This window comes from Xylanibacter muris (genome assembly GCF_013166605.1).
GTDB lineage: Bacteria > Bacteroidota > Bacteroidia > Bacteroidales > Bacteroidaceae > Prevotella > Prevotella muris.
The window spans coordinates 138683-162357 of the sequence record NZ_JABKKF010000002.1; the positions used below are offsets into that span (position 1 = coordinate 138683).

Consider the following 23675-nt stretch of genomic DNA (forward strand, 5'->3'; position numbering starts at 1 on the left):
TTATGGAAAGAATGTTTAAGACAATAGTAAGGTTCTTTGGTGTGACGGCAGCGTTGTTTTCTGTTTCCGTTGCATCCGCGGTCGGTCCGGTGGTCCCGCCCGTTGCAGATAAGGGAACGGATAGTGTCAGGCCACTTGTGGGCAAGCCCAAATTCAGCGGTTATATGATAGGTCGCTATCAGGCAAGCCTACAGGATGGAAACAAGAGCAATTCATTTGATTTGCGTATGGCCCGTTTGTCGGTTGGCGGGCGTATACTCGATGATTTCGAATATAAGATACAAGGTCAGATAAATGGAAACACATCGACGTTGAGAAACAGCCCGAGGATTGTCGACCTTTTTGTTGAATGGCAGAAATACGGTTTTTTAAAGGTGAAAGCCGGACAGTTCAAACGTCCTTTTACTTTTGAAAATCCGATGAATCCTATCGACCAGGGATTTATGTGCTATTCGCAGAATGTAAGCAGGTTAGCCGGATTTACCGACCGTAACGGAGAGCATGCCAGTAACGGCCGTGACATAGGAGTGCAGTTGCAGGGAGATTTTCTTCCCGACAGCCACGGTCGCAACCTTATTCATTATGAAGTCGGGGTGTTCAACGGGCAGGGCATAAACTGCAGCGATGTAGACAATCAGAAAGATGTTATAGGAGGTTTATGGGTATCGCCTTTGGAAGGAATGCGTATCGGGGCTTTCGGATGGGCCGGGTCGTATGCCCGTAAAGGAAGCTGCACTGTCGACGGTGTGACAGGTCCACAGACATATAGCGGCCTGGTGAGCCTCAACCAGTACAGGTATGCTTTTAGCGTCGAGTATAGAAAAGCCGGGTGGCAGTTGCGTTCGGAGTATATACACAGTACGGGATACAGTTTTAAGGATACAGACAGTGAGGATAATATAGAGGTGAACGGTGGCGCCGGAAATAAGTCTGACGGCATATATGCCTTGTGCATTGCTCCTGTCATACCAGATAAGCTCAGCTTTAAGATGCGTTATGATTTGTACCGGAAGTCGGCCGCATGGAATACTTCAAAGACATTCTATGAGGTGGGCCTGAATTATCTGTTTCATAAAAACCTGGAGCTTCAGTGTGAATATGCCTTTGTAAACGACAGGGCAAACAGTATGAAGCAAAACTACGGCATGTTGGATTTTGAGTTTTGCCTGAGATTCTAATGATAAAGATAAGCCTCCGGTTTGACTATGAAAACCGGAGGCTTATCTTTTTATTATGGCCGTTCTCAAACCGTGAAAAGCACAATGATTTACTTTCCGACTTAAGTCGGAAGAGTGTCTGACTTAAGTCGGAAAGGTGTCTGACTTATGTCGGAAGGTCGTCTGACTTAAGTCGGAAGGTTTGTGAATGGCCTGTTTGAAGTTTGAGAACATGGCATTTTCGTGTCAATAATGCCGTTTCCCGAGGCGCAACCATGCGACGAGAGGAAGGTGGTCGCTGAATCCTTGTTTTGAATACCGGTATCCGTTATATGTCCTCCGTGGCTTTGTGCCGCCATATTTAGTGTCTTCTTCAACGAGAAATGCCGGACAGTGGATATATGTGGCAATGGTGTTGGATGCAATGTTTCTTGAGCCAAGTATATGGTCGATTCGTTCCCATTTTCCTTTATACCGGTATGTGCCTTTGGCTCCGGATGCGTTGTGTGTGATGTTTGTCATCCCATGGCTGCATACATGTTTCATGGCATTACTTCCGATGCCGTCGTTAAAGTCTCCGGCCACGATTATGTTTGGGTCTTGGGCGGACAAGGCGGCAGAGTCTATTGATTCAGACAGTCTTTCCGCCACGGCCATTCTGAACGGCCGTGTTTTCCTTTCACCTCCAAATCTGCTCGGGGCATGTACGACGAATATATGCAGTGTGTCGTTGTCTTGCGTTTGTCCTTTCACATACAGTATGTCTCTTGTCTTGCGCATGCCTTTTACCGTCGGCACACGTATGGGGTAGTGTGTTATGATTCTGAATGTGAATTTATGGTACATTAGCGCCACATCTATGCCGCGTTCGTCTTCGGAACTTGTCATCACATAATCATAATTGCAGTTCCTGAGAAGAGAGCGTTTGGTGAGGTCATTCATTACACTGTCGTTCTCCACTTCGCATAAAGCGACAATGTCCGGCAAATGGAAATCCTGCGGGATGTCACAATGTTTTTCCGTTACGTATGCGGGAGGCTCTCCGCATGAGATAATCTCTCTTGCTATGTTGTTTATTTTGTTCCAATATCGTGTGCGTGTCCAATGGCGCGTGGATTCCGGTAAATATTCTGTATCGTTTTTCTGGCTGTCGTGCCGTGTATCGAACAGGTTTTCGCAGTTTAGTTCCACGAAAGTCAGCAGTGAGGTGAGGATAAGTGACAGCATTTGCAGTGAGTAAGTGTGATAGTATGGAATAAGTATATAAAATAACATCCGCATCATAATCTCCACATAAAGATTATGATGCGGATGTCATAAATAAAAGAAATGTTTGCTATTAGCCGATTCTTTCAAGTCGTTTCATCATTGCAAACATGAATATTGCAGCAATGAGACATACGGCAATGAATACTCCCCAAACAACAGTGAGAGGAATATCGCCCCAAAGCACACCTCCTACGAGGACAAGCTGATTGCCCAGTGCAGTGGCTACAAACCATCCGCCCATCATCATACCCTTATATTTAGGGGGAGCTACTTTTGATACAAAAGATATACCCATAGGGCTTAAAAGTAACTCTCCGAATGTCAGTACAAGATATGTTACAATCAGTAAGTTTGGTGATACGAATCTTGCTGCATCACCTGCTGCGCTTTGTTCGATAGGAGTAAGCAGGTTCATGGATCCTAAGAGCATAATGCCGAACGCAATAGCTGCAATAAGCATGCCGTATGCGATCTTACGTGGAGCTGAAGGTTCTTTTCCTTTTGCTGCCAGTGATCCGAATATAGCCAGGCTTACAGGCGTCAAGGCTACAACATAGAAAGGATTGAACTGTTGGAATATAGGAGCCGTTATTGTGGTTTCATTATCAATGTTAGAATATTTGTAGATAAGTGCAGCCAATGCTGCGGCAATTATGGCACCTGATCTTCCTTTTACTTTTGTTGTACTGCTCTGGAAGAAAGAGAATGCTGCGTATACAATAATAATTACAAGTACGAGATTCCATACATCGAATGCCATACTTTGAATACCTTCTGTTGTTTTGTATGTGAACTCATCTGCAAAATATGTTAATGAGAGTCCGTTCTGATGGAATGCCATCCAAAAGAATATGACCACTGCAAATACAAGGCAAAGGGCTATTATCCGTTGTTTGGTTTCGGCCGGTGAAAGTTCCGGTTCTGTTGATGTTGCATTGCCGTCTTTTTTCTTGCCACCCTCAACATGTCTGAATGTCGGGCGGAATATATAATAGATTGCTATTGAAAGAATAAGTGATGCACATGCTACTGCAAATGAAAAGTGATATGCATCATTTGATGAGTATCCTATACTTTCAGCCCATTCCATTATGCGTACGGCGGCTGTTGGAGCGAAAAGAGCACCAATGTTTATAGCCATATAAAAGATTGAAAAACCAGAGTCGCGTTTTGTGGAATAGCGCGGGTCATCATAGAGGTTTCCTACCATTACCTGCAGGTTACCCTTGAACAGGCCTGTTCCAAAACTTATGAGAAGCAATGCCGCCAGCATGCACACAAGGGCCATTGTGTTGCCTCCCAGTGGAAATGACAGAAACAGGTATCCGGTAAACATGATAATAATACCGATAGTTACCATGCGTCCGAATCCGAACTTGTCGGCCATGATACCTCCTATTAAAGGAAGAAAATATACTAACATTAGAAATGAACTGTAAATGATGCCGGCTGTTCCCGGATCAAGGCCGAAGTTGGCGCGCAGGAATAGCGCAAATACGGCAAGCATGGTGTAGTAGCCGAAGCGTTCACCGGTGTTGGCGAGAGCCAACGCATAAAGACCTTTAGGTTGTCCTTCAAACATAATTTTATAATTTTAGTTATTAATAGTTGCGTTACCTTATTTTGTCGTTTTTTGATTTGAATACGTCAAAAATGTATGTCATCTTTATGACAATGTTTCCAAGGTTGCTGCGTCCGAAGTAGTCGCGCTTTGAGTTTCCGAACATGTCGCCCAGACCGTAATAATACCTTCCCTCTATTATTATGTGTCCCATTTTCGGATGGGAATATTCCAGTCCGAGACCGGCGGCGATGCCATAGTCGAATTTGTTCTTTATTGGCAGCGAATCCTGTGCGGCGTCACGTTGTGCTCCGACACGGTCGGCTATGTTGCGTTTGTCGTAGTCGAAATTGCTTTTTGCCTTATCGCTGAGATATATGCCTATCTGAGGGCCGGCCTGGAAGAAGAACTGCATGCCTTTACGCTCGCGTCCCCATCCGAGGCGCGCGAACATGGGAACCTGGATATAGGTTATCCGGCGTTCATATTCTTCAGGTAAGCCTGTATGCTGATTTATGACAGGCATGTCTTCCACATTCCTTATATCTTCGCGCCATCCGGTTTGGGTTATGTTTATTTCTCCTGTGAGGGCGCAGATGCTTTTGAAATATTTTTCGCATGTATATCTTACGGTAAGTCCTCCCGTCATGCCTCCGAGGTTGGTTTGCGGTATATCAGGATTGAATCCCACGTTGCTCATCACATAGCCTCCGTTTACTCCCACGCTCAGTTCGCTGCGGTAGTCACCGACCTGTGCCTTTACGTACAGCGGCATAAGCATAAGAAAGGCATATATATATCTATACATAGTTGTTTCTGGCGTTTGTAGGATTAATAGTAAATTGTTTCTATTCTGTGTTCGGGAGTGTAGCGTACAAAAAGCATGCTTGTATTTCTGAAGCCTCCGTTGCCGGTCGCGCGCTCAAAATGCAGCGGTGTCTGTATCGGGGTATATCCGACTGTTCCATGGGCACCGGTAAAACTGTTGCCATACATTTTCATTCCTTTTATAAAATAGTAGGCATGGTCGAAGCCTGTGATGGCGAACCTTGGCAGTGCCTGCATCATGTCCGCATGGAAGTTCCAACGGTATTTAAGCTGTATGCGTTCTGTCTGTGACGACAGTGGATTCATATAGAATGTTCCTGGTATGTGTGTGTTGTATTTGTAAAAGTTGTCAAGCTGATATTTCGTATACATCATCCATTCCGTATACCCGAACATTGTAACGTTTAGTTTGGGGTGGTTCGCAGTGAGGTTGTTTATCTTTGCAAAAGCCACATTCAGTTCCGGTGAGCGGCCGGTATTAAGTACTACGACATTTGGCTTTGATGTGCTGAATGCCTTTGCAAACATGCCTTCGCTTGATTTCAGATTTGTTATGTTATAGGTCCTTCCAAGTGATTCGAGTCTTTTTCTCAGCGGTGCCGTAAATTCTCCTTTCCTGCTCGTGCTGTCGTTGCAGTCTATTATGACGGTATTGTATCCGGCAAAGCGTTCGGTGAAGTTTCTTATTACAGACTCGTTGTAATCCTTGCTGTTCTGATAGACTTGGAAGATATTGCTGTTTGTGTACAGTTCCGGTGCATTGATGCTGAATGGAATCAGGACCTTTATGTCGTGTTTTGCAGCGAAATCCGCCAAAGCCTTTACCTGTATTGAATAAAGCGGTCCGATTATCAGGTCGCATTTTGCCGCGTTTCTGTCATTGAGCGTTCTGTTTATATCTTCGTCTTCGGGTACGTTCCAGGCATGTATGTCAATGGAAATGCCTTCTTTGCGCAGGCTGTCGCATGCCATCAGTACACCACGATAGTATTCGACCATGCGTTTTCCGTCACCGTTGATGTTGTGTAGCGGCAACATTACTCCAACCCGTATCTCACGGTCGCGCAGGTCTATTCTTCTTGTTTGTGTGGTTTTTGTGGCGGTTGTTTCCTTATTTGTTTTTTCAGCAGGTATGGTTGACGGTTGCCTGCGTGTGGAGAAAGGAATGAATATATACTCTCCTTTTTTCAACTCATATCCCGGTTGTTTCATTTCCGGATTAGCGTCCAAGAGCTCTTCAACAGTAAGGTTAAAATCCTTGGCTATACCGAAAATTGTCTCTTTGCGTTTAACCTTATGTATCTCTCTCCATTTGGTGGTCTGAGATACGGCTTCCTGTGCAGCAAAAGCTATAAGTATAAACATCAGAAAGCATCTTATTTGTTGTCTCATATTTTCATTAATTAATTTTACCGCCTACAAAATTACGTAAAAAGCGTGGATTAATCAACTTAATTGAGTAATTTTGCACAATATATTTTTTTACTGAATGAGAATAATACACTTATTATTGTTGTTGCTTGCAACATTGTTTTCCAAACCTGCGTGGGCGGATTTTAATCCCACGGCATATTATACTGTAGACGGGGAAAGTCTTTCCACTACTGATGCCATAAACGACGGTGAGGCTCCGCTGACGGTTGAATTTAGGGCAAACCCTTCCGGTCTGGACGACTCCGTCCTTCCTGTTTATGAATGGCGGTTTGTCAAAGAAGGTTCTACCGAAGCTTATCTGACACGATATTCGGAGAATACCACGTTTGAGTTTCTTGAGGCCGGTTCGACCACTGTATCTTTGTATGTCTCTTTTGGAGCGGACACAGAGCCGGAACTTATATCATCGATACGTGTTACCATAAGCACAAGCTTTCTTGAGATGCCTAATGCCTTTTCTCCCAATGGAGATGGGGTGAACGATATATACAGGGCAAAAAGAAATCACAAGAGTATAATAGAGTTTCATGCCTATATATTCAACCGCTGGGGACAGAAGCTTTTTGAGTGGACGGATATAGACGGCGGATGGGACGGTACGCATAACGGAAAGCCGGTGAAGGCAGGGGTGTATTTCGTGCTTGTGAAGGCAAGAGGAGCCGATGGCAGGAAGTATAACATAAAAAGAGATGTGAATGTTCTTAGAGACTATACCGAAGGATTCGCAGGAGGAGAACATTGACGGAAGAAAGTGATTATGTGTGTTGGCCGAATGAGCAGTGCGGGCCTGCCTGAGCATTGCCATGGCGGGAAATCCGACAATAACAGGAATTTCAATTCTTATTTTTTCTGAATAGAGGTTTATTATGTCAAAAGAAGATGACAAGATAAATGTATGGGGTGCGAGGGTTCATAATCTTAAGAATATAGATGTTGAGATACCACGCAACAGTCTTACCGTTATCACGGGACTTTCCGGTTCAGGAAAGTCTTCCTTGGCTTTCGATACTATTTTTGCAGAGGGGCAGCGCAGATATATTGAGACGTTTTCTGCGTATGCCAGAAATTTTCTTGGAGGAATGGAACGTCCTGATGTCGATAAGATAACAGGCTTGAGTCCCGTTATCAGTATAGAGCAGAAAACAACCAATAAGAATCCGCGCTCTACTGTAGGCACAACTACAGAGATATACGATTTCCTCCGTCTGCTGTATGCACGTGCAGGAACGGCTTACAGTTATGCCACAGGTGAGAAAATGGTGAAATACACGGAAGAGAAGGTTCTCGAGATGATAAGGACCGATTATGCCGGAAAGAAGATTTTTATCCTGGCACCTGTTGTCAGAAGCCGCAAAGGGCATTACCGGGAGTTGTTCGAGAGCATGCGCCGCAAAGGATATCTGTATATGCGTGTGGACGGAGAGGTGAAGGAAGTCACACGCGGAATGAAAGTTGACCGTTATAGGAATCATGATATAGAAGTGGTTGTAGACAAGTTGCAGGTGCGTGATAAAGACGAGGAGCGTCTGAGAAAAAGTCTTGCTGTGGCAATGAAGCAGGGAGACGGGCTTATAATGGTTTTAGATAAGGATACGGATAATGTGAAATACTATTCTCGCAGGCTGATGTGTCCTACTACGGGAATATCATACAGCGATCCGGCTCCGAACAATTTTTCGTTTAACTCACCGCAGGGGGCATGTCAAAGATGCAAGGGGCTGGGTGTTGTCAATGAGATAGACCTTGACAAGGTAATTCCGGACAGGACGTGTAGCATACGTGACGGTGCAATAGTTCCGTTGGGAAAGTATAAGAATCAGATGATATTCTGGCAGATAGAGGCAATACTCGTAAAATATGAGTGCGACCTGAAGACAAGGGTTTGCGATATCCCCGATGAGGCTTTAAGCGAGATATTGAACGGTTCTTTAGAGAATGTGAGGATAAGCAAAGACCTGGTTCATACGTCGAGTGATTATTTCGTTGCATTCGACGGAGTGATAAAATATCTTCAGAGTGTGATAGAGAATGATGATTCCGCGAGCGGTCAGAAATGGGCCGACCAGTTTCTTGCGATGCGGTGTTGTCCGGATTGTCACGGGCAGCGGCTCAATAAAGAAGCGCTCTCATATAAGATATGGGACAAGAATATAGCCGAACTGGCGGAAATGGACATTTCCGAGTTATCCGAATGGTTTGCCGAAGTAGGTGAGCATATTGATGAGAGGCAGAGGCATATTGCCGAAGAAATAGTAAAGGAGATACGTACAAGGATAAATTTTCTGCTTGATGTGGGGCTTGACTATCTTTCGCTAAACCGTCAGTCGGCAAGTCTTTCCGGAGGCGAGGGACAGCGTATACGTCTTGCCACGCAGATAGGCTCGCAGCTTGTTAATGTGCTTTATATTCTTGACGAGCCGAGCATCGGACTTCATCAGCGTGATAATGACAAGCTTATAAATTCTCTGAAGGAATTGCGTGATATAGGAAATACTGTGATTGTTGTCGAGCATGACAAGGATATGATGCTTAGCGCGGACTATATAGTGGACATAGGGCCTATGGCCGGACGTAAAGGCGGTGAGGTGGTGTTTGAAGGAACTCCTGCCGAGATGATGAAACGTGACACCGTCACGGCAAGGTATCTCAGCGGAGCCATGAGAATAGAAATACCGAAAAAACGCCGTGACGGCAATGGCCGCAGTCTGTGGCTGCGCGGAGCGGTAGGCAATAATCTGAAGGATGTTGATGTGGAATTTCCTTTGGGGAAGCTTATCGTTGTCACCGGTGTAAGCGGTTCGGGGAAGTCAACACTTATAAATGAGACATTGCAGCCGATATTGAGCAGGCATTTCTATCGTTCCCTGAAAGAACCGATGCCGTATGGTTCTGTGGAAGGTATTGAGTATATAGACAAGGTAATAAATGTAGACCAGAGTCCGCTCGGGCGTACTCCGCGTTCCAATCCTGCCACATACACCGGAGTCTTCAGTGATATACGTTCCTTGTATGTCAGTCTGCCTGAGGCGAAGATACGAGGATATAAGCCAGGGCGTTTCTCTTTCAATGTGAAGGGTGGACGATGTGAGGCATGTGGAGGTAACGGCTACAGGACTATAGAGATGAATTTTCTTCCTGATGTCATGGTGCCGTGTGAGGTCTGTCATGGCAAGCGTTATAACCGCGAGACACTTGAAGTGCGGTATAAAGGAAAGAGCATTGCCGATGTGCTTGACATGACAATCAATCAGGCTGTGGAATTTTTCAGTAACGTGCCTGATATACTGCGCAAGATAAAGACGATACAGGACGTGGGGTTGGGATATATAAAGCTTGGCCAGCCTTCAACAACACTTTCCGGTGGTGAGAGCCAGCGTGTGAAACTGGCCACTGAGTTGAGCAAGAAAGACACCGGTAAAACCCTGTATATTCTTGACGAACCTACGACAGGACTACATTTTGAAGACATACGCATACTTATGGATGTTCTTCAAAAGCTTGTAGACCGAGGTAATACGGTAATAATTATAGAGCATAATCTTGATGTGATAAAGCTTGCCGACCATATTATAGATATGGGGCCGGAGGGTGGTCGTGGCGGAGGCATGATCCTTTCGTCCGGGACGCCTGAAGAGGTGGCATGCAGCACAAAAGGATACACTCCAGCGTTTCTTATGAAAGAGCTTAAGGAAGACGCATAAGCCAGTATCGGCTTATGCGTCTTGGGGCAGCCTTGCGGTATTTACGGTTATATCATACCGCAAGGCTGCCAATCTGATATACGGCAGCAGACACTATCCATGCGAGTGCTGTGGTATATATGGCGGCAAATCCAGCCCACCTCCATGAACCGCTTTCATTCTTTATGGCTGCAATAGTGGCCAGGCATGGAAAATAAAGCAGAACGAAGACAAGGAACGAGTATGCCGTAAGCGGAGTGATGCCGTCATCCGTCATTTTTTCATATAAGCTTGTATATTTTGAGGAATCCTCCATGTTGCCGTCACCGCTGTAGAGTACACCGAGTGTTGAGGCCACTATTTCCTTTGCTCCGACACCGCTGATGAGACCGACATCGAGTTTCCAGTCAAATCCTTGTGGCCTGAAAGCCGGTTCGATGAATTTGCCTATGCGTCCTATGTAGCTTTGCTCCTGCTGCTGTTGTTCTGTTAGTGCGGAATTGTGCGGGAAATATCCGAGAGCCCATACGATGATGCTTGCCACAAGGATTATCCCTCCCATTTTTTTCAAGTATTGCTTACCCTTTTCCCATGTATGGCGTCCTATGGCCTTTGCTGTCGGGAAGCGGTAGGGGGGCAGTTCCATGACGAAAGGTGTGTCGTCACCTTTTATAATCCATCTGCTAAGTATCCTGCTCATTATGACCGCCATGATGATGCCTGTGACATATAGCGATATCATCACAGGAGCCTGATACCGGGTGGCAAAGAAGGTTCCCGTAATCATTATGTAGATCGGAAGACGTGCCGAGCAGCTCATCATTGGAAGTATCAGCATTGTTATGAGGCGCGACCGCCTGCTTTCTATTGTGCGTGTTGCCATTATGGCCGGCACATTACATCCGAATCCCATAATCAGAGGGATGAATGATTTGCCGTGCAGGCCCATCTTATGCATGAGCTTGTCCATAATGAATGCCGAGCGGGCCATGTATCCCGAATCTTCCATAAAGGATATGAAAGCGTAGAGTATGAGTATTTGCGGGAGGAAGACAATAACCGAGCCTACTCCCCCGATTATGCCGTCTATAATCATGTCCTTGAGCGGTCCTTCTGCCATATTGTCATTGATAAGATTGCCCAAGGCATTTATTACGCTCTCAATCCAGTCCATGGGATATTGTCCGAGTGAGAATGTGGTGTAGAACATCACATAGATGACAAACAGGAACAGAGGAAAGCCGAAATATTTGTTGGTCATTATCTTATCCAGTATGTGTGTTGTCTGGTATATGTCGTTTTTTTTGCCTTCCTCATATCCGGCTTCCTTCAATGCTCCGTAAATAAAACCGTATTTGGCATTCATGATGGCAGTCTCACTGTCTTCGTTCATCTCCCGGCTGATGATATGTGCCTGACTGTCACGGACCTGTTTTATTTTTTCCGCATTCGGAAGCATACTGATAACTTCCTCGGTCTGGCTGTCATGTTCAAGCATTTTTATGGAAAGATATCTGAGTGAATACTTGTGTCTTATCTGCTCGTCTTTTTGCAGCTCCTCCTTTATGGTGTCGATGGCGTCTTCAATTATGCGTCCATGGTTCAGATGGATGTGTCTGAATACGGTATTCGGTTTTGTTCCGTGTGCGAAATCCTCGGCGTGGTTGTGATCGTGTTTGTTTTCATAGTTCTTGTGCCAGTTCTGTATGTCGTCGGCAACCTCAGGGGTTATGTTTCCGTCTTTGTCGAGGAAGTCGACACCCTCATATAAGTTGATGATAATATGGAACAGGAGATCGACACCGCGTCCGGTCTTGAAGGACGTGGGTATCATCGGCACACCGAACAATCGTCCGAGCACTTCTTTATTGAGTTTGTCGCCACGTGCTTCAAATTCATCGTACATGTTCAGTGCGCATACCATGCGCAGGTTCATGTCTACAAGCTGTGTCGTCAGATACAGATTGCGTTCGATGTTGGAAGAGTCGATAACATTGATAATTACATCCGGAGTCTTGTCTATAATCTGCTTTCTTACGTACAGTTCTTCCGGACTGTATGCCGATAGTGAGTATGTGCCGGGCAAGTCTATGAGATTGAACTCATATCCCTCAAATTCGGCATATCCCTCTTTCGCATCGACTGTCACTCCCGAATAATTGCCGACACGTTCATGCGAGCCGGATGCAAAGTTGAACAGCGATGTCTTCCCGCAGTTTGGGTTTCCTACAAGGGCAACGTTTATCCTGCGACGCTTTTTCATGGCAGCTTCCCGCAGTTGTTTTACTGTGCCAGGAGTGTCATCTTCATCTGCTGTGCTTGAAAGTATATGATTGTCTGTTTTTGACGCACTGTCTGTCTTTAGTGCTTCTTCAACTGATATAATCTCAATCATTTCCGCCTCATTGTGGCGTAATGACACCTCATAGCCCATGAGTTTATATTTTACAGGATCTTGCAGGGGAGCATTAAGCAGTACTTCTACAATCTTTCCTTTTATGAATCCCATCTCAACGATGCGTTTACGGAATCCTCCATGTCCGAGTACTTTCACTATTACGCCTCTTTCACCTGTTTTCAGTTCTGATAGTTTCATATTCTTGTTTTGTATGTGCGATACGCTCAAAGTGTAGTTAATCTTCTTACATATAAAGACAGTGTAAACCTGACGTGTCGTTTTTTCTGTTTAAATGACTGAGATTCAGTTTGTCATATTGCAAAGGTACGGATAATTATTGAAGTGTGTATATGGTTGGTATGAAAATACCTATATTTTGGTATGCCTGTTATGATATATTGTGTACAATACCTGTTTTGGGTAATGAAAAAGGATGGGGCAAAATATATGCCCCATCCTTTTTTTATTACCCAACATGAGAGTTGTAATATCTTTTGGAGTAACAGTATTCTACTGTTTATATGAACTATACAAGGCCGCGTCCGTGGCAGTTCTTGAACTTCTTGCCGCTTCCGCATGGACATGGATCGTTACGTCCCGGCATCTTGTCTTTTACCACAGGCTGTTGCCGTTGGTGCTGTGCGCGTGTGTCGTGTGCTGCCGCAGCTGCCTGGTTTGGATCCACGAGGCGTTCCTCTTCGAGGTTCCGTTTGGTTTCAACATACTGCTGTTTAGGAGTTTCTTGCTCTTGGACTGCTTCTTCAACGTGTTCCTGCTGCATTTCAGGGATAGCGCTGCGCATAAGTATGCCTGTTATGCGGTTGTTCATGTTGTTCACCATTGAGTCGAACAGTTTCACACTTTCGAGTTTGAATATGAGCAACGGGTCTTTCTGTTCGTATGAAGCATTTTGGACACTGTGCTTAAGTTCGTCAAGTTCGCGCAGGTTTTCCTTCCAGCTGTCGTCTATGATGTGGAGCATTATCACTTTCTCAAATTCCTTGACAATGCTCTTGCATTCCGTGTCATAGGCTTCCTTAAGGTTGCATGGGATGTTGTACATGCGCCGGCCGTCTGTGATAGGCACCATTATGCGTTCGTACATCGCACCCTGATTCTCATAAACCTGCTGTATGATAGGCCATGCCACGCTTTGTATTCTTTCTGTTTTTCTCTTGAATGCTGCCATTGCAGACTGGAAAGCCCCTTCTGCAAGATCTTCACGGCCGGTCTGTGCAAACTGTTCCTCCGTAAACGGGACTTCCATTGATAGAATGTGAAGGAATTCCTCTTTGCATCCTTCGTAGTCGTTGTTCTCTATAATGTTTACGATGCGGTCCCAGATGGTGTTTGATATATCCATGCCTATACGTTCGCCCATGAGTGCATGACGGCGTTTGCTGTAGACGACTGTGCGCTGTTTGTTCATTACGTCATCATATTCCAACAGACGTTTACGTATTCCGAAGTTGTTTTCCTCCACCTTTTTCTGGGCGCGTTCTATGCTCTTTGTAATCATGGAGCTTTCAATCATCTCACCGTCCTTGAATCCTAATTTATCCATAACGGCTGCAATACGCTCACTGGCGAACAGACGCATGAGCTTGTCTTCCAATGATACGTAGAATACCGATGAGCCGGGGTCGCCCTGACGTCCGGCACGTCCGCGCAACTGGCGGTCTACACGACGGCTTTCGTGACGCTCTGTGCCTATGATGGCAAGTCCTCCTGCCGCTTTCACCTCATCAGTAAGCTTTATGTCGGTACCGCGTCCGGCCATGTTGGTTGCTATGGTCACGGCTCCGAGCAGACGCTCTTCCTCTTTCTTGTTGCCGTTCTCGTCTGTGACAATAATTCTGCCCATTGTGCTTCGTCCTGCCTGTGCCACGATATCTGCCTCTTTCTGGTGAAGTTTGGCATTGAGCACCTGATGCGGGATATGGCGCAAGGTGAGCATTCTTGAAATAAGTTCGGATATCTCAACGGATGTGGTGCCGACGAGGGTAGGACGTCCGCTGTTGCGCATTTTTTCTATTTCCTCGATAACCGCGTTATACTTCTCACGTGCGGTCTTGTATACACGGTCTTCCATATCCTTGCGTTGTATAGGGCGGTTGGTTGGTATTTCAACAACGTCAAGCTTGTAGATGTCCCAAAATTCTCCTGCTTCGGTAATTGCCGTACCGGTCATACCTGCCAGCTTATGATACATACGGAAATAGTTTTGGAGTGTGATTGTGGCAAATGTCTGGGTTGCGGCTTCTACCTTCACATGCTCTTTGGCCTCTACAGCCTGGTGCAGTCCGTCGCTCCAGCGGCGGCCTTCCATTATACGTCCGGTCTGTTCGTCAACGATTTTCACCTCACCGTCTATGACCACATATTCATCATCTTTATTGAACATGGTGTATGCTTTCAGGAGTTGCTGCAACGTGTGTACGCGCTCGCTTTGTACGGCATAGTGGCTCAACAGTTCGTCTTTCTTGTCAAGCTTGTCCTGGTCGGACAGGTCCTTTTCATTCTCGAGTGCGGAAAGTTCGAATGCTATGTCCGGCAATATGAACAGTGCATTATCATTTACCTGATTGGCGAGCCATTCTGTTCCCTTATCGGTAAGATCGCATGAATTCAGTTTTTCCTCAACAACGAAGTATAAAGGCTTAACAGCCTCAGGCATGCGCCTGTTGTTGTTTTCCATGTATATTTCCTCGGTCTTAAGCATTCCCGCCTTTATACCTTCTTCGGAAAGATATTTTATCAGAGGCTTGTTTTTCGGTAAAGCCTTGTGTGAGCGGTATAGCGACAGGAAACCTTCATCAAGTAGAGTCTTGTCATTTTTGGCCCGTCCTTCAGAAATCTTTTGTTTTGCTTCTGCAAGATATTGTGTGGCAAGTTTGCGCTGAACGTCTACAAGCTTTTCTACCAATGGCTGGTACTCTTCAAACATCTGCACATCGCCCTTGGGTACAGGACCTGAGATAATAAGAGGTGTACGTGCATCATCAATAAGCACCGAGTCAACCTCGTCGACAATGGCATAGTTGTGCGCGCGCTGTACAAGGTCGGCCGGAGATACAGCCATGTTGTCACGCAGGTAGTCGAAGCCGAACTCGTTGTTTGTACCGAAAGTGATATCTGCCTGATATGCCCTGCGGCGTGCATCGGAGTTTGGCTGGTGCTTGTCTATGCAGTCAACGGAAAGTCCGTGGAATTCATACAACGGCCCCATCCATTCGGAGTCACGTTTTGCAAGATAGTCATTGACTGTTACCACATGCACACCGTTTCCTGTGAGTGCATTAAGGAATACCGGCAGTGTGGCGACGAGTGTCTTACCTTCACCGGTGGCCATCTCGGCAATCTTACCCTGATGCAGTATGGTACCACCAATAATCTGTACATCATAGTGTACCATCTGCCATTGCAGGTCATTGCCTCCGGCTGTCCAATGGTTATGGTAAATGGCCTTGTCACCATCAATGGTAATGAAGTCGTTTTGAGGATTTGCTGCCAGGTTACGGTCGAAATCGTTTGCAGTCACAATTGTTTCCTCGTTTGTGGCAAACCGTTTTGCCGTTTCCTTTACGATAGAGAAAACTTCCGGCATGAATTTATTGAGCTGTTCCTCATAGATGTCAAGCACCTCTTTTTCCAACTTGTCTATCTGATTGAAGATGTCTTCGCGCTCGTCGATAGGGGTATTCTCAATAGTAGCTTTAAGCTCGGCTATTTTTTCTTTCTGTTTGCTTGCCGAACTTTGTATTTTTTCTTTTATCTCCTGTGTTTTCGCACGCAAACCGTCGTTGTCCAGTTTTTCTATGGAGGGATAGGCTACCTTTACGCTTTCAAGCAATGGGCGTACCATTTTCATATCCCTTGATGACTTGTCGCCGAAAAGCGACTTTAGAATATTGCTGAAATTCATTATTATATTGTTTTTTTATTTTTACTTTTTTGTTATAGGGGGCTCCATCTTGCTTTTAATAGGTTGTAAAGCCCATGATATTGATGTTCTACTGGGACAGTCTTTTAAAATAAAGGCTGTGACGAACATGCGTTCGGAGCCCTTATTCTGATGGCCTTTGCTACAGTAGGTGCAATCCTGTCTACTGTAACAGGTGTGCTTATGTGCTCCGGTTTAAGTCCGGTTTTGAAGAATATTATTGGAAACTGGATGAAAGATTCTCTTGACAACTTGTTTTCCATATTGTTGTCATTCACGAGATGCCATCCAGGGTTTATTTCTATAATAATGTCACCGTTACGTTGCGGATTGAATCCGTTGCGTGTTTTTGTGATAAGTTCATTATGACTGGAAAGAAGTTGTTGTGACGTGTAAACGTTTCGTACCCCTGATAGCATTGACAGAAATTCCTGTGCTCTTTCTGTTAGCTGGGTAAGACTTATTTGTTTGTCTTCCAGTAATTTGTGATTGATAAATATCTGCGGTCCGAAGCATGTGTCCACATATTGCCCCATTCCGTATACAGCCCCGAGATAGATGTTCAGCAAGTTTGCTGTACGGCTTATGTTGAATGTCCCTGTCGGAACGTTGTATTTACCATAGTCTGCGTCATCTTCATCGGCATATCCTGAACTGGCCATGACCACCATGACATTGTCAAGGCCTATTGATTTGTCTATTTCTTTAAGCAGCCGTGCAATTTCCTTGTCAAGTTTCACGTATGTGTCTTGAAGCTCCATTTGACACTCATTGGTAGGCTTATGGTCGAAATTACCGGCATAGTAGGTAATGTAGAGCAGGTCGGTGATGGCATCGCTTCCCATTGCATTGCTTCTCATGCATTGCAGGGCTGTGGACGTTACATCCTCGTTCACTAATCCGCTGGTTTTAAACTCGCGGTATTTCCGTGGGCTTGTAAACTTGTGGCTGAACGGTTTCTGCATGCCTCCGCTGAGGAAATAGCTGAAGTTTCCTGACAGTCTGTTTTCAGGTTCCCATGTCCTGTTGTCTATTCTTGACCGTGGCGATGATACAGAGTTGTAAGAAGAAATCCATGACGACACTTTATTACCATAGTATTCCGATGTACACCAATATCCGCTGTTGTCGTCTATCCATATTGCACCGTTGGCAGCGTGTCCTGCGCTGAATACGGCTGCGTCTCTGAATGGTGCAACGGAGAATACTACAGCCTTTCCTGCTGTGGCCACCTTCAGCTCATCGGCAAGAGTAGATGTATATAGCCTTTTGGGTGATGAGCAGTCTTTTGTATATACACCTTTATATGTATTGTCATCTGTGCAAAATTCGGGACGCAATGTTTCTTTATTCAGCCATTGTCTCCCTACGATGCCATTATAATAAGGTGTAGTGCCTGTTGCCATTGATGCAGTGGCTGAGGCGCGGTCGATAGGTGCGAAAGGGTAGGAGGCATTTGTATATACGATACCCTGTTCCAACAGTTTCTTGAATCCTTCGTTGCCGTAAAGCGGTGCAAAGGCGTCAAGATAATCTGAGCGCAACTGGTCAATATTGATGCTGACCACCATCTTCGGTGCTTGGCTTATAGTCTGAGCCTGGGCATTGATGGCGGCAACGAGAACTGCCAGAAATGATATGGGTATGTGCTTATATTTCATTTGTCTGTCTATTCCTTAGATTTTATGTTCCTGTCTTATCTCAAACACTGTTTTAAATTAACCATGTTTCTTAAAAGCAAAGATAGTGCCACAAATTCAATACCTTCGGCATAGTCCTGAAAAAATCCCCCAATAATGAATACTATAATCATTATTGAAGATGTTTTCCAATATGCCGTCATCGTTTTACTGTAATATCTGAGGTTTTTAGAAAGACGGCAAAACTTGATCATGCTTGGTATGAATATCAGTGGCAGAGGATTGAGCAAAAGTATTTGCAGGTTTGTGCTTGTCGTCGGGTGTTCAGAGAAGAACAAGGCAAGAATTACTATTCCGGCCGTTCCTTGTATGAGCATAAGCAATATGTCGTATATATGGAACGTCTTGTTTTTTTTGTACTCTATAATACATACGATAATGGTGAGTGCCAGCAATATCGATGCACACCAGACTGGTGTTAGCGGAAAGCCTTTTTCTATAATCTGTGCTCCCGGATCAACAATGATGCGTGTTTCCTTTACCAAAGGGCGATGGCTGTCCTTTGTATAAATCATGGCATTGCCGAAATCAAATCTCAGATTTTCGGGAAGAAATTGTTGGTCGTAGAAACTTGTATTTTTATCGGCTTTTACTCCAAGGCACAAGTCGTTTCCAAATGTAGCCCAAGGATGATCGGAAGTATATTTATATATAAGTTTGCGAAAAGAGCCTTTCAATGGCCTGTCTTCAAAATACTCTATTCTTCCGTCGATACTTCCGGCAATCATGTCGCGTGCCCTTGTGGTACAATTGTCATAAAAGAAATTGTAGCGGTATACTTTATTTTCCGGTTGAAGGTTGACAACCAAATTGTGCCAAATTTTCTTTTTCTCGTCAGGAGTAAGGTCAATCACTTGTTCTACAACCCTGCTTCCGAATTTTTTGTATTCGGCTTTGAATAAATCAAAAGGAATGACGCCAAGTTCGTAATCTGTTATTCCGAAAGTGAAGCGGAGGATGAAGAAAGGTTTCTTAAAGTTGAATATACCGTAATTAAAAGCCCAGTCTTCGCCTGTACGTAAATCGTGATATCGTAGGGCCGTATGTCCGTACAGACTGTATATTCTTTCATGCGGAGAGCAAGTCAGCAGGCTTACCTCAACGGAGTCGGCTATGGCGGCGGAATCCGATGATTCCACTTCTTGTTCCGTATTTTCTTTTATAGGTTGTGCCGTGGCACTTGTCATACTGATACATAACAGTATCAGGATAGTCGCTATATTGTTGATTATTATGTTGTGTATCTTTTTCACGTTGCAAAGATACATTATTAAATTGGAATTTCCAAAAACTAATAATAAAAACACATATTCGGGTTATACTTATATATTTCTGTTTGTTACAGTTCGGATAAGAGTACAGGTGATTGTCCGTATATCCGTGATAATATCGGAATTCCATACTTTGCGGTGATGGATATTTATGGAGATATGTTCTTTTGTCCAGAACTGATTAAAGGCTTTGTCTTAACAATGTAAAAAACTGTCTATGGTCAATAAAAATTGATTAGTATGGTTTATTCTCGGAAAAAATCAATAATTTTGCACGCTGATAACTATAAAGAGTCTGATGAAACTTACCATAGACATAGGTAATACCTGTACCAAATTAGTGGCTTTCAATGGTTTGGAAGCGTTATGCGAATGCCGGACAGACACGGATGATATTCTGAGACTGAAAGATTTCTGTTCTTTGTATCCGTTTGAGAGCGGGATAATGTCCTCGGTTATTCCTGTTTCGCATGAAATGGATAAGGCCATATCGGCTCTTCCTTTTAATGTTATGCGTTTTCGTTCAGGTGTGACACCTCTTCCCATTGTCAACATGTATTCCACTCCTCTTACGCTTGGTTCTGATCGTATTGCTGCGGCTGTCGGAGCATATATGAAACATGAGGGTAGCCCTGTACTCGTGATAGATGTCGGGACGTGTATCACTTATGATTTTGTCAATGAACGTGGTGAATATCTTGGCGGAAACATCTCACCGGGACCAAAGATACGTTTCAGGGCCCTTCATGAGATGACAGCGGCTTTACCGCTTGTAGACCGTCGTGGAGATCTGCCTGAAACAGGGTATTCAACTGATACGGCCATAAGGAGTGGGGTTCTCCGAGGAATAGAATATGAGATAGAGGGATATATTCGTGATTTTTTATTAAAATATCCAGGTCTTTTTATTTATTTAACGGGTGGTGTTCAGCTTGACTTGCACATTTCGGAAAAAAAGTGCATCTTTGCAGATAAATTCATAGTTCCTGAGGGACTGAACCGTATACTTCTTCATAATGAAGCATTAATATCGAATGAAAAAAATAATATTTAGCAGTATTTTTTGCAGTGTGTGTGTTTTGGCAGCCAACGCCCAAAGCGGTACAAATTCTCCATATAGCCAATACGGCCTTGGCGTTTTAAGCGACCAGTCTCAAGGATTCAACCGTGGAATGAATGGTCTTGGAATAGGCTTGCGTTCAGGCAATAACGTAAATGTTTTAAATCCGGCTTCTTATTCGTCAGTAGATTCTATGACAATGCTTATTGATGCCGGTTTGTCAGGTCAGATTACCAACTTCAAGGAAAATGGAATGAAAATCAATGCCAATAATGCGGATTTCGAATATATGACAGCTTCATTCCGGTTGAAAAAGAATTTTGGTATCGGTCTTGGTGTCATTCCTTTTACAAATATAGGATATAATTATTCTGTTAGTAAAAGAGTCGAGAATTCTTCTCTTGTATCTACGGAGGCTTTCAGCGGAAATGGTGGCCTGCATCAGGCTTTTATAGGATTGGGATATAAGTTCGGTGACAGGCTGTCATTAGGATTCAATGCTTCTTATCTTTGGGGATGCTACGAGAAGACAATACAGAATTCGAGCAGTGAGTCTTATGCGTCAACGGTGCAGAAGACTTATTCTGCCACGGTGAACAGTTACAAGCTTGATTTCGGAGTTCAATGGGAGCAGCCTCTTTCTGAAAAAGACATGCTCACCTTGGGAGCTATATACGGTCTCGGGCATAGCTTGGGGGCAAATCCGCAAGTGACGACGAGTAATAGAAACTCGATGACAGGCGTGTCTACGGAAAATACCTCAAGTGTGGATGACGGACTGAGCATTCCGCATAGTTTCGGAGCTGGTGCTGCATTCAGGCATGGAAACAAATATATGGTCGGCTTGGATTATTCGTTGCAGACCTGGGGAAAACTTGACTATCCGGAAATGAACAATGCTACGGGGAACTATGAGATGAAGAGTGGTTTGCTTTGTGACCGTCACAAAGTAACCTTTGGAGGCGAATGGATTCCGGACAGTGAGGGGCGGAATTTTTTCGGACGCATGCATTACAGGGCCGGTGTGTCTTACGCCACACCTTATTATAAGGTGAATTCTATGGACGGACCTAAGGAAATAAGTGTGAGTGCCGGTTTCGGTATTCCGATTATCAATGCACGCCAACGCCGTTCGATATTGAATGTTTCGGCACAGTGGGTTCATTCTTCAGCAAAGAAGCTTATTACCGAAAACACATTCAGAATAAATATAGGCCTTACCTTTAACGAGCGTTGGTTCGTGAAGTGGAAAGTGGATTAAAATAAAAGGAATAGCATATATTTGGACACATTATATATTATAACATTATATATAATAGCAATGCTTTTGCTTGTTTTCTTTGTCTGGCTTGTTTATTATAAGATAAAATATGCCATAAGGACAAGAGGTTTTCTTGTCCTTATGATGTTTGTCGCCATTTTCTCAGGTGGGTTATGTTCGTGTGAGGAGGGTAGGGAGCATATTGCTCCGGCAATACGTGAACGTGACTCGGTGTCAATGATGATCAGCTATGGTGTGAACACACTGATTTCCGATTCCGGTGTGATAAAGTACAGGATCGTTTCTGAGAGATGGGATGTGAATACGGTCAGGAATCCTCCGAGGTGGACGTTCATAAAAGGAATATTTCTTGAACAGTTTGACGAGAAGTTTCATGTAAAGGCATATATTCAGGCGGATACTGCATGGTATTACGACCAGCAAAAACTGTGGGAGTTGCGTGGGCGTGTGTCTATGCGTAACGTCAACGGGTTGATATTCAAGAGCGAGGAACTTTTCTGGGACGGTATGAAACATGAACTGTATTCGTATAAGTTTTCACGTCTTGTCACTCCTGAGCGTACGCTTCAGGGAACATATTTCAGAAGTGACGAGAGTATGACACATTATACGGTGTCAAATTCAAAAGGCTCATTTGTTAAATCAGATATGGACGGCAGCCAGGTGTCTTCACAACAACTTTCTTCTGATGAAAACGTACATAAGCAGGGAGAGGTGTTGCAGGCCGATACGGCAGATGTTCTTCCGAATGTACGCCCGGCAGTTAAGGCACACGCTGCAAAGAATAAAAAATAAAAAGTATTATGACGCAACTTATTATTGGTCTTCTTGTGACAATGGTTTTTTCGGCATTCTTTTCAGGAATGGAGATAGCGTTTGTGTCAAGTAACAGACTGTTGGCAGAGGTAGACCGTGATAAAAACGGATTGTCACAGAAAGCGATATGTTTTTTCTACCGTCATCCCAATAACTTTGTGAGTACAATGCTTGTAGGAAACAATATAGCTTTGGTTATTTATGGAATATTGTTTGCACAGATATTTGACGCCACGCTTTTTTATAGTCTCAACGACGGTGAACGTGTAGTTGCAGATACATTGTTATCTACAATAGTGGTGTTGTTTACCGGTGAGTTCCTTCCAAAAACGATATTCAAGAGCAATCCTAATACGCTGCTTACTTTCTTTGCTATTCCGGCATTGGTGTGCTATGTGACACTTTATCCTCTGGCACGTCTGTTTACGGCCATGTCGCGCGTTTTTCTGCAATTGATGGGAATGAAGATACCTGATGGACAGTCTGACAAAGGATTTACAAAGGTTGATCTTGATCACCTTGTCCAGACAAGTATCGACAGTGCGAGGGACGATGATGAGATAAAAGATGAAGTGAAGATATTCCACAATGCACTTGACTTTTCGGATACAAAAGTCCGCGACTGTATGGTGCCGCGTACGGAGGTCGTGGCTGTGGATATAGATGAATGTTCGGTTGACGATTTGAAAAGCCGTTTTATAGAAACAGGCTTTTCAAAGATACTTGTCTATAGGGATGATATCGACCATATAATAGGCTATATACATTCTTCCGAGATGTTTCGTGACGCTTCAGGATGGAAAAAGCATATACGTACACTGTCATACGTGCCGGAAACGATGGCTGCAAGAAAGCTTATGCAGATATTCATGCAGCAGAAGAAATCTATCAGCGTCGTTGTCGATGAGTTTGGCGGAACCAGTGGCGTGGTCACGATGGAAGACCTCGTTGAGGACATATTCGGAGATATAGAAGACGAACATGACAACAGCAATTATGTTGCCAGAAAGACAGATGACGGTGACTATATGCTTTCGGCACGTCTGGAGATAGAAAAAGTGAACGGGATGTTTGATCTTGATTTGCCCGAGAGTGACGGCTATATGACCGTGGGCGGACTTATTCTTCATGAGTATCAGAGTTTTCCTAAACTTAATGAAATCGTGAAGATAGGTCAGTTTGAGTTTAAGATTATTAAAAGTTCCATGACTAAAATAGAGTTAGTGAGATTAAAAGTGAACAAATAACACACTTTTTTAAACAAACATACTGTAAT

Annotated in this window: 15 protein-coding genes; 7 read left to right on the forward strand and 8 right to left on the reverse strand. The window is 44.2% G+C overall.

Annotated elements, in window-relative coordinates; all coding sequences use genetic code 11:
* Window positions 1-2 precede the first annotated feature (2 nt).
* Window positions 3-1178 (forward strand): porin, encoded by a 1176-nt coding sequence (locus HPS56_RS02655; RefSeq protein WP_253952367.1) that lies wholly within the window; start codon window positions 3-5, stop codon window positions 1176-1178.
* Window positions 1179-1403: 225 nt separating this feature from the next.
* Here HPS56_RS02655 and HPS56_RS02660 read toward each other — a convergent pair whose 3' ends face one another.
* The 4 genes from HPS56_RS02660 to HPS56_RS02675 form a co-directional block, all read right to left on the reverse strand.
* Window positions 1404-2384, reverse strand: coding sequence for an endonuclease/exonuclease/phosphatase family protein (locus HPS56_RS02660; RefSeq protein WP_172273438.1), 981 nt, complete (start codon window positions 2382-2384; stop codon window positions 1404-1406).
* 112 nt (window positions 2385-2496) lie between these two features.
* Window positions 2497-4008: a peptide MFS transporter gene (locus HPS56_RS02665; RefSeq protein WP_172273440.1), complete on the reverse strand. Its 1512-nt coding sequence runs from the start codon at window positions 4006-4008 to the stop codon at window positions 2497-2499.
* Window positions 4009-4039: 31 nt separating this feature from the next.
* Window positions 4040-4795, reverse strand: coding sequence for a porin family protein (locus HPS56_RS02670; protein ID WP_172273442.1), 756 nt, complete (start codon window positions 4793-4795; stop codon window positions 4040-4042).
* Between the two features lie 23 nt (window positions 4796-4818).
* Window positions 4819-6180 (reverse strand): PBP1 and LysM peptidoglycan-binding domain-containing protein, encoded by a 1362-nt coding sequence (locus HPS56_RS02675; RefSeq protein WP_253952368.1) that lies wholly within the window; start codon window positions 6178-6180, stop codon window positions 4819-4821.
* Between the two features lie 124 nt (window positions 6181-6304).
* Here HPS56_RS02675 and HPS56_RS02680 point away from each other — a divergent pair, with 124 nt between their 5' ends.
* Both HPS56_RS02680 and uvrA read left to right on the forward strand, forming a co-directional pair.
* A complete protein-coding gene (locus tag HPS56_RS02680) occupies window positions 6305-6991 on the forward strand; it encodes a T9SS type B sorting domain-containing protein (protein WP_172273446.1) in 687 nt (228 codons plus the stop codon).
* A 124-nt stretch (window positions 6992-7115) separates the two neighbouring features.
* Window positions 7116-9950: an excinuclease ABC subunit UvrA gene (uvrA, locus tag HPS56_RS02685; protein ID WP_172273449.1), complete on the forward strand. Its 2835-nt coding sequence runs from the start codon at window positions 7116-7118 to the stop codon at window positions 9948-9950.
* Window positions 9951-10002: 52 nt separating this feature from the next.
* Here the strand turns inward: uvrA and feoB are convergent, their stop codons facing one another.
* The 4 genes from feoB to HPS56_RS02705 all read right to left on the reverse strand — a co-directional run bounded on the left by feoB (window position 10003) and on the right by HPS56_RS02705 (window position 19223).
* On the reverse strand, window positions 10003-12525 hold the full coding sequence (feoB, locus tag HPS56_RS02690) for a ferrous iron transport protein B (RefSeq protein ID WP_172273452.1): 2523 nt from the start codon (window positions 12523-12525) through the stop codon (window positions 10003-10005).
* A 328-nt stretch (window positions 12526-12853) separates the two neighbouring features.
* Window positions 12854-16252: a preprotein translocase subunit SecA gene (gene secA, locus HPS56_RS02695; protein ID WP_172273455.1), complete on the reverse strand. Its 3399-nt coding sequence runs from the start codon at window positions 16250-16252 to the stop codon at window positions 12854-12856.
* Window positions 16253-16356: 104 nt separating this feature from the next.
* Complete coding sequence (locus HPS56_RS02700) at window positions 16357-17931, reverse strand: alkaline phosphatase family protein (protein WP_172273458.1); 1575 nt, start codon at window positions 17929-17931, stop codon at window positions 16357-16359.
* 35 nt (window positions 17932-17966) lie between these two features.
* Window positions 17967-19223, reverse strand: a complete 1257-nt coding sequence (locus tag HPS56_RS02705; protein ID WP_172273461.1) for an Lnb N-terminal periplasmic domain-containing protein — start codon at window positions 19221-19223, stop codon at window positions 17967-17969.
* A gap of 316 nt (window positions 19224-19539) precedes the next feature.
* Here HPS56_RS02705 and HPS56_RS02710 point away from each other — a divergent pair, with 316 nt between their 5' ends.
* The 4 genes from HPS56_RS02710 to HPS56_RS02725 all read left to right on the forward strand — a co-directional run bounded on the left by HPS56_RS02710 (window position 19540) and on the right by HPS56_RS02725 (window position 23646).
* On the forward strand, window positions 19540-20295 hold the full coding sequence (locus HPS56_RS02710; RefSeq protein WP_172273464.1) for a type III pantothenate kinase: 756 nt from the start codon (window positions 19540-19542) through the stop codon (window positions 20293-20295).
* Window positions 20276-21562: a BamG family beta-barrel-assembly machinery protein gene (bamG, locus tag HPS56_RS02715; protein ID WP_172273467.1), complete on the forward strand. Its 1287-nt coding sequence runs from the start codon at window positions 20276-20278 to the stop codon at window positions 21560-21562. The genes HPS56_RS02710 and bamG overlap by 20 nt, the downstream gene beginning before the upstream one ends.
* A 141-nt stretch (window positions 21563-21703) precedes the next feature.
* The gene (lptC, locus tag HPS56_RS02720; protein ID WP_172274212.1) at window positions 21704-22378 is read left to right on the forward strand and encodes an LPS export ABC transporter periplasmic protein LptC; all 675 of its coding nucleotides are present in this window, start codon (window positions 21704-21706) and stop codon (window positions 22376-22378) included.
* Between the two features lie 8 nt (window positions 22379-22386).
* Window positions 22387-23646: a hemolysin family protein gene (locus HPS56_RS02725; RefSeq protein WP_253952369.1), complete on the forward strand. Its 1260-nt coding sequence runs from the start codon at window positions 22387-22389 to the stop codon at window positions 23644-23646.
* Window positions 23647-23675: the final 29 nt, after the last annotated feature.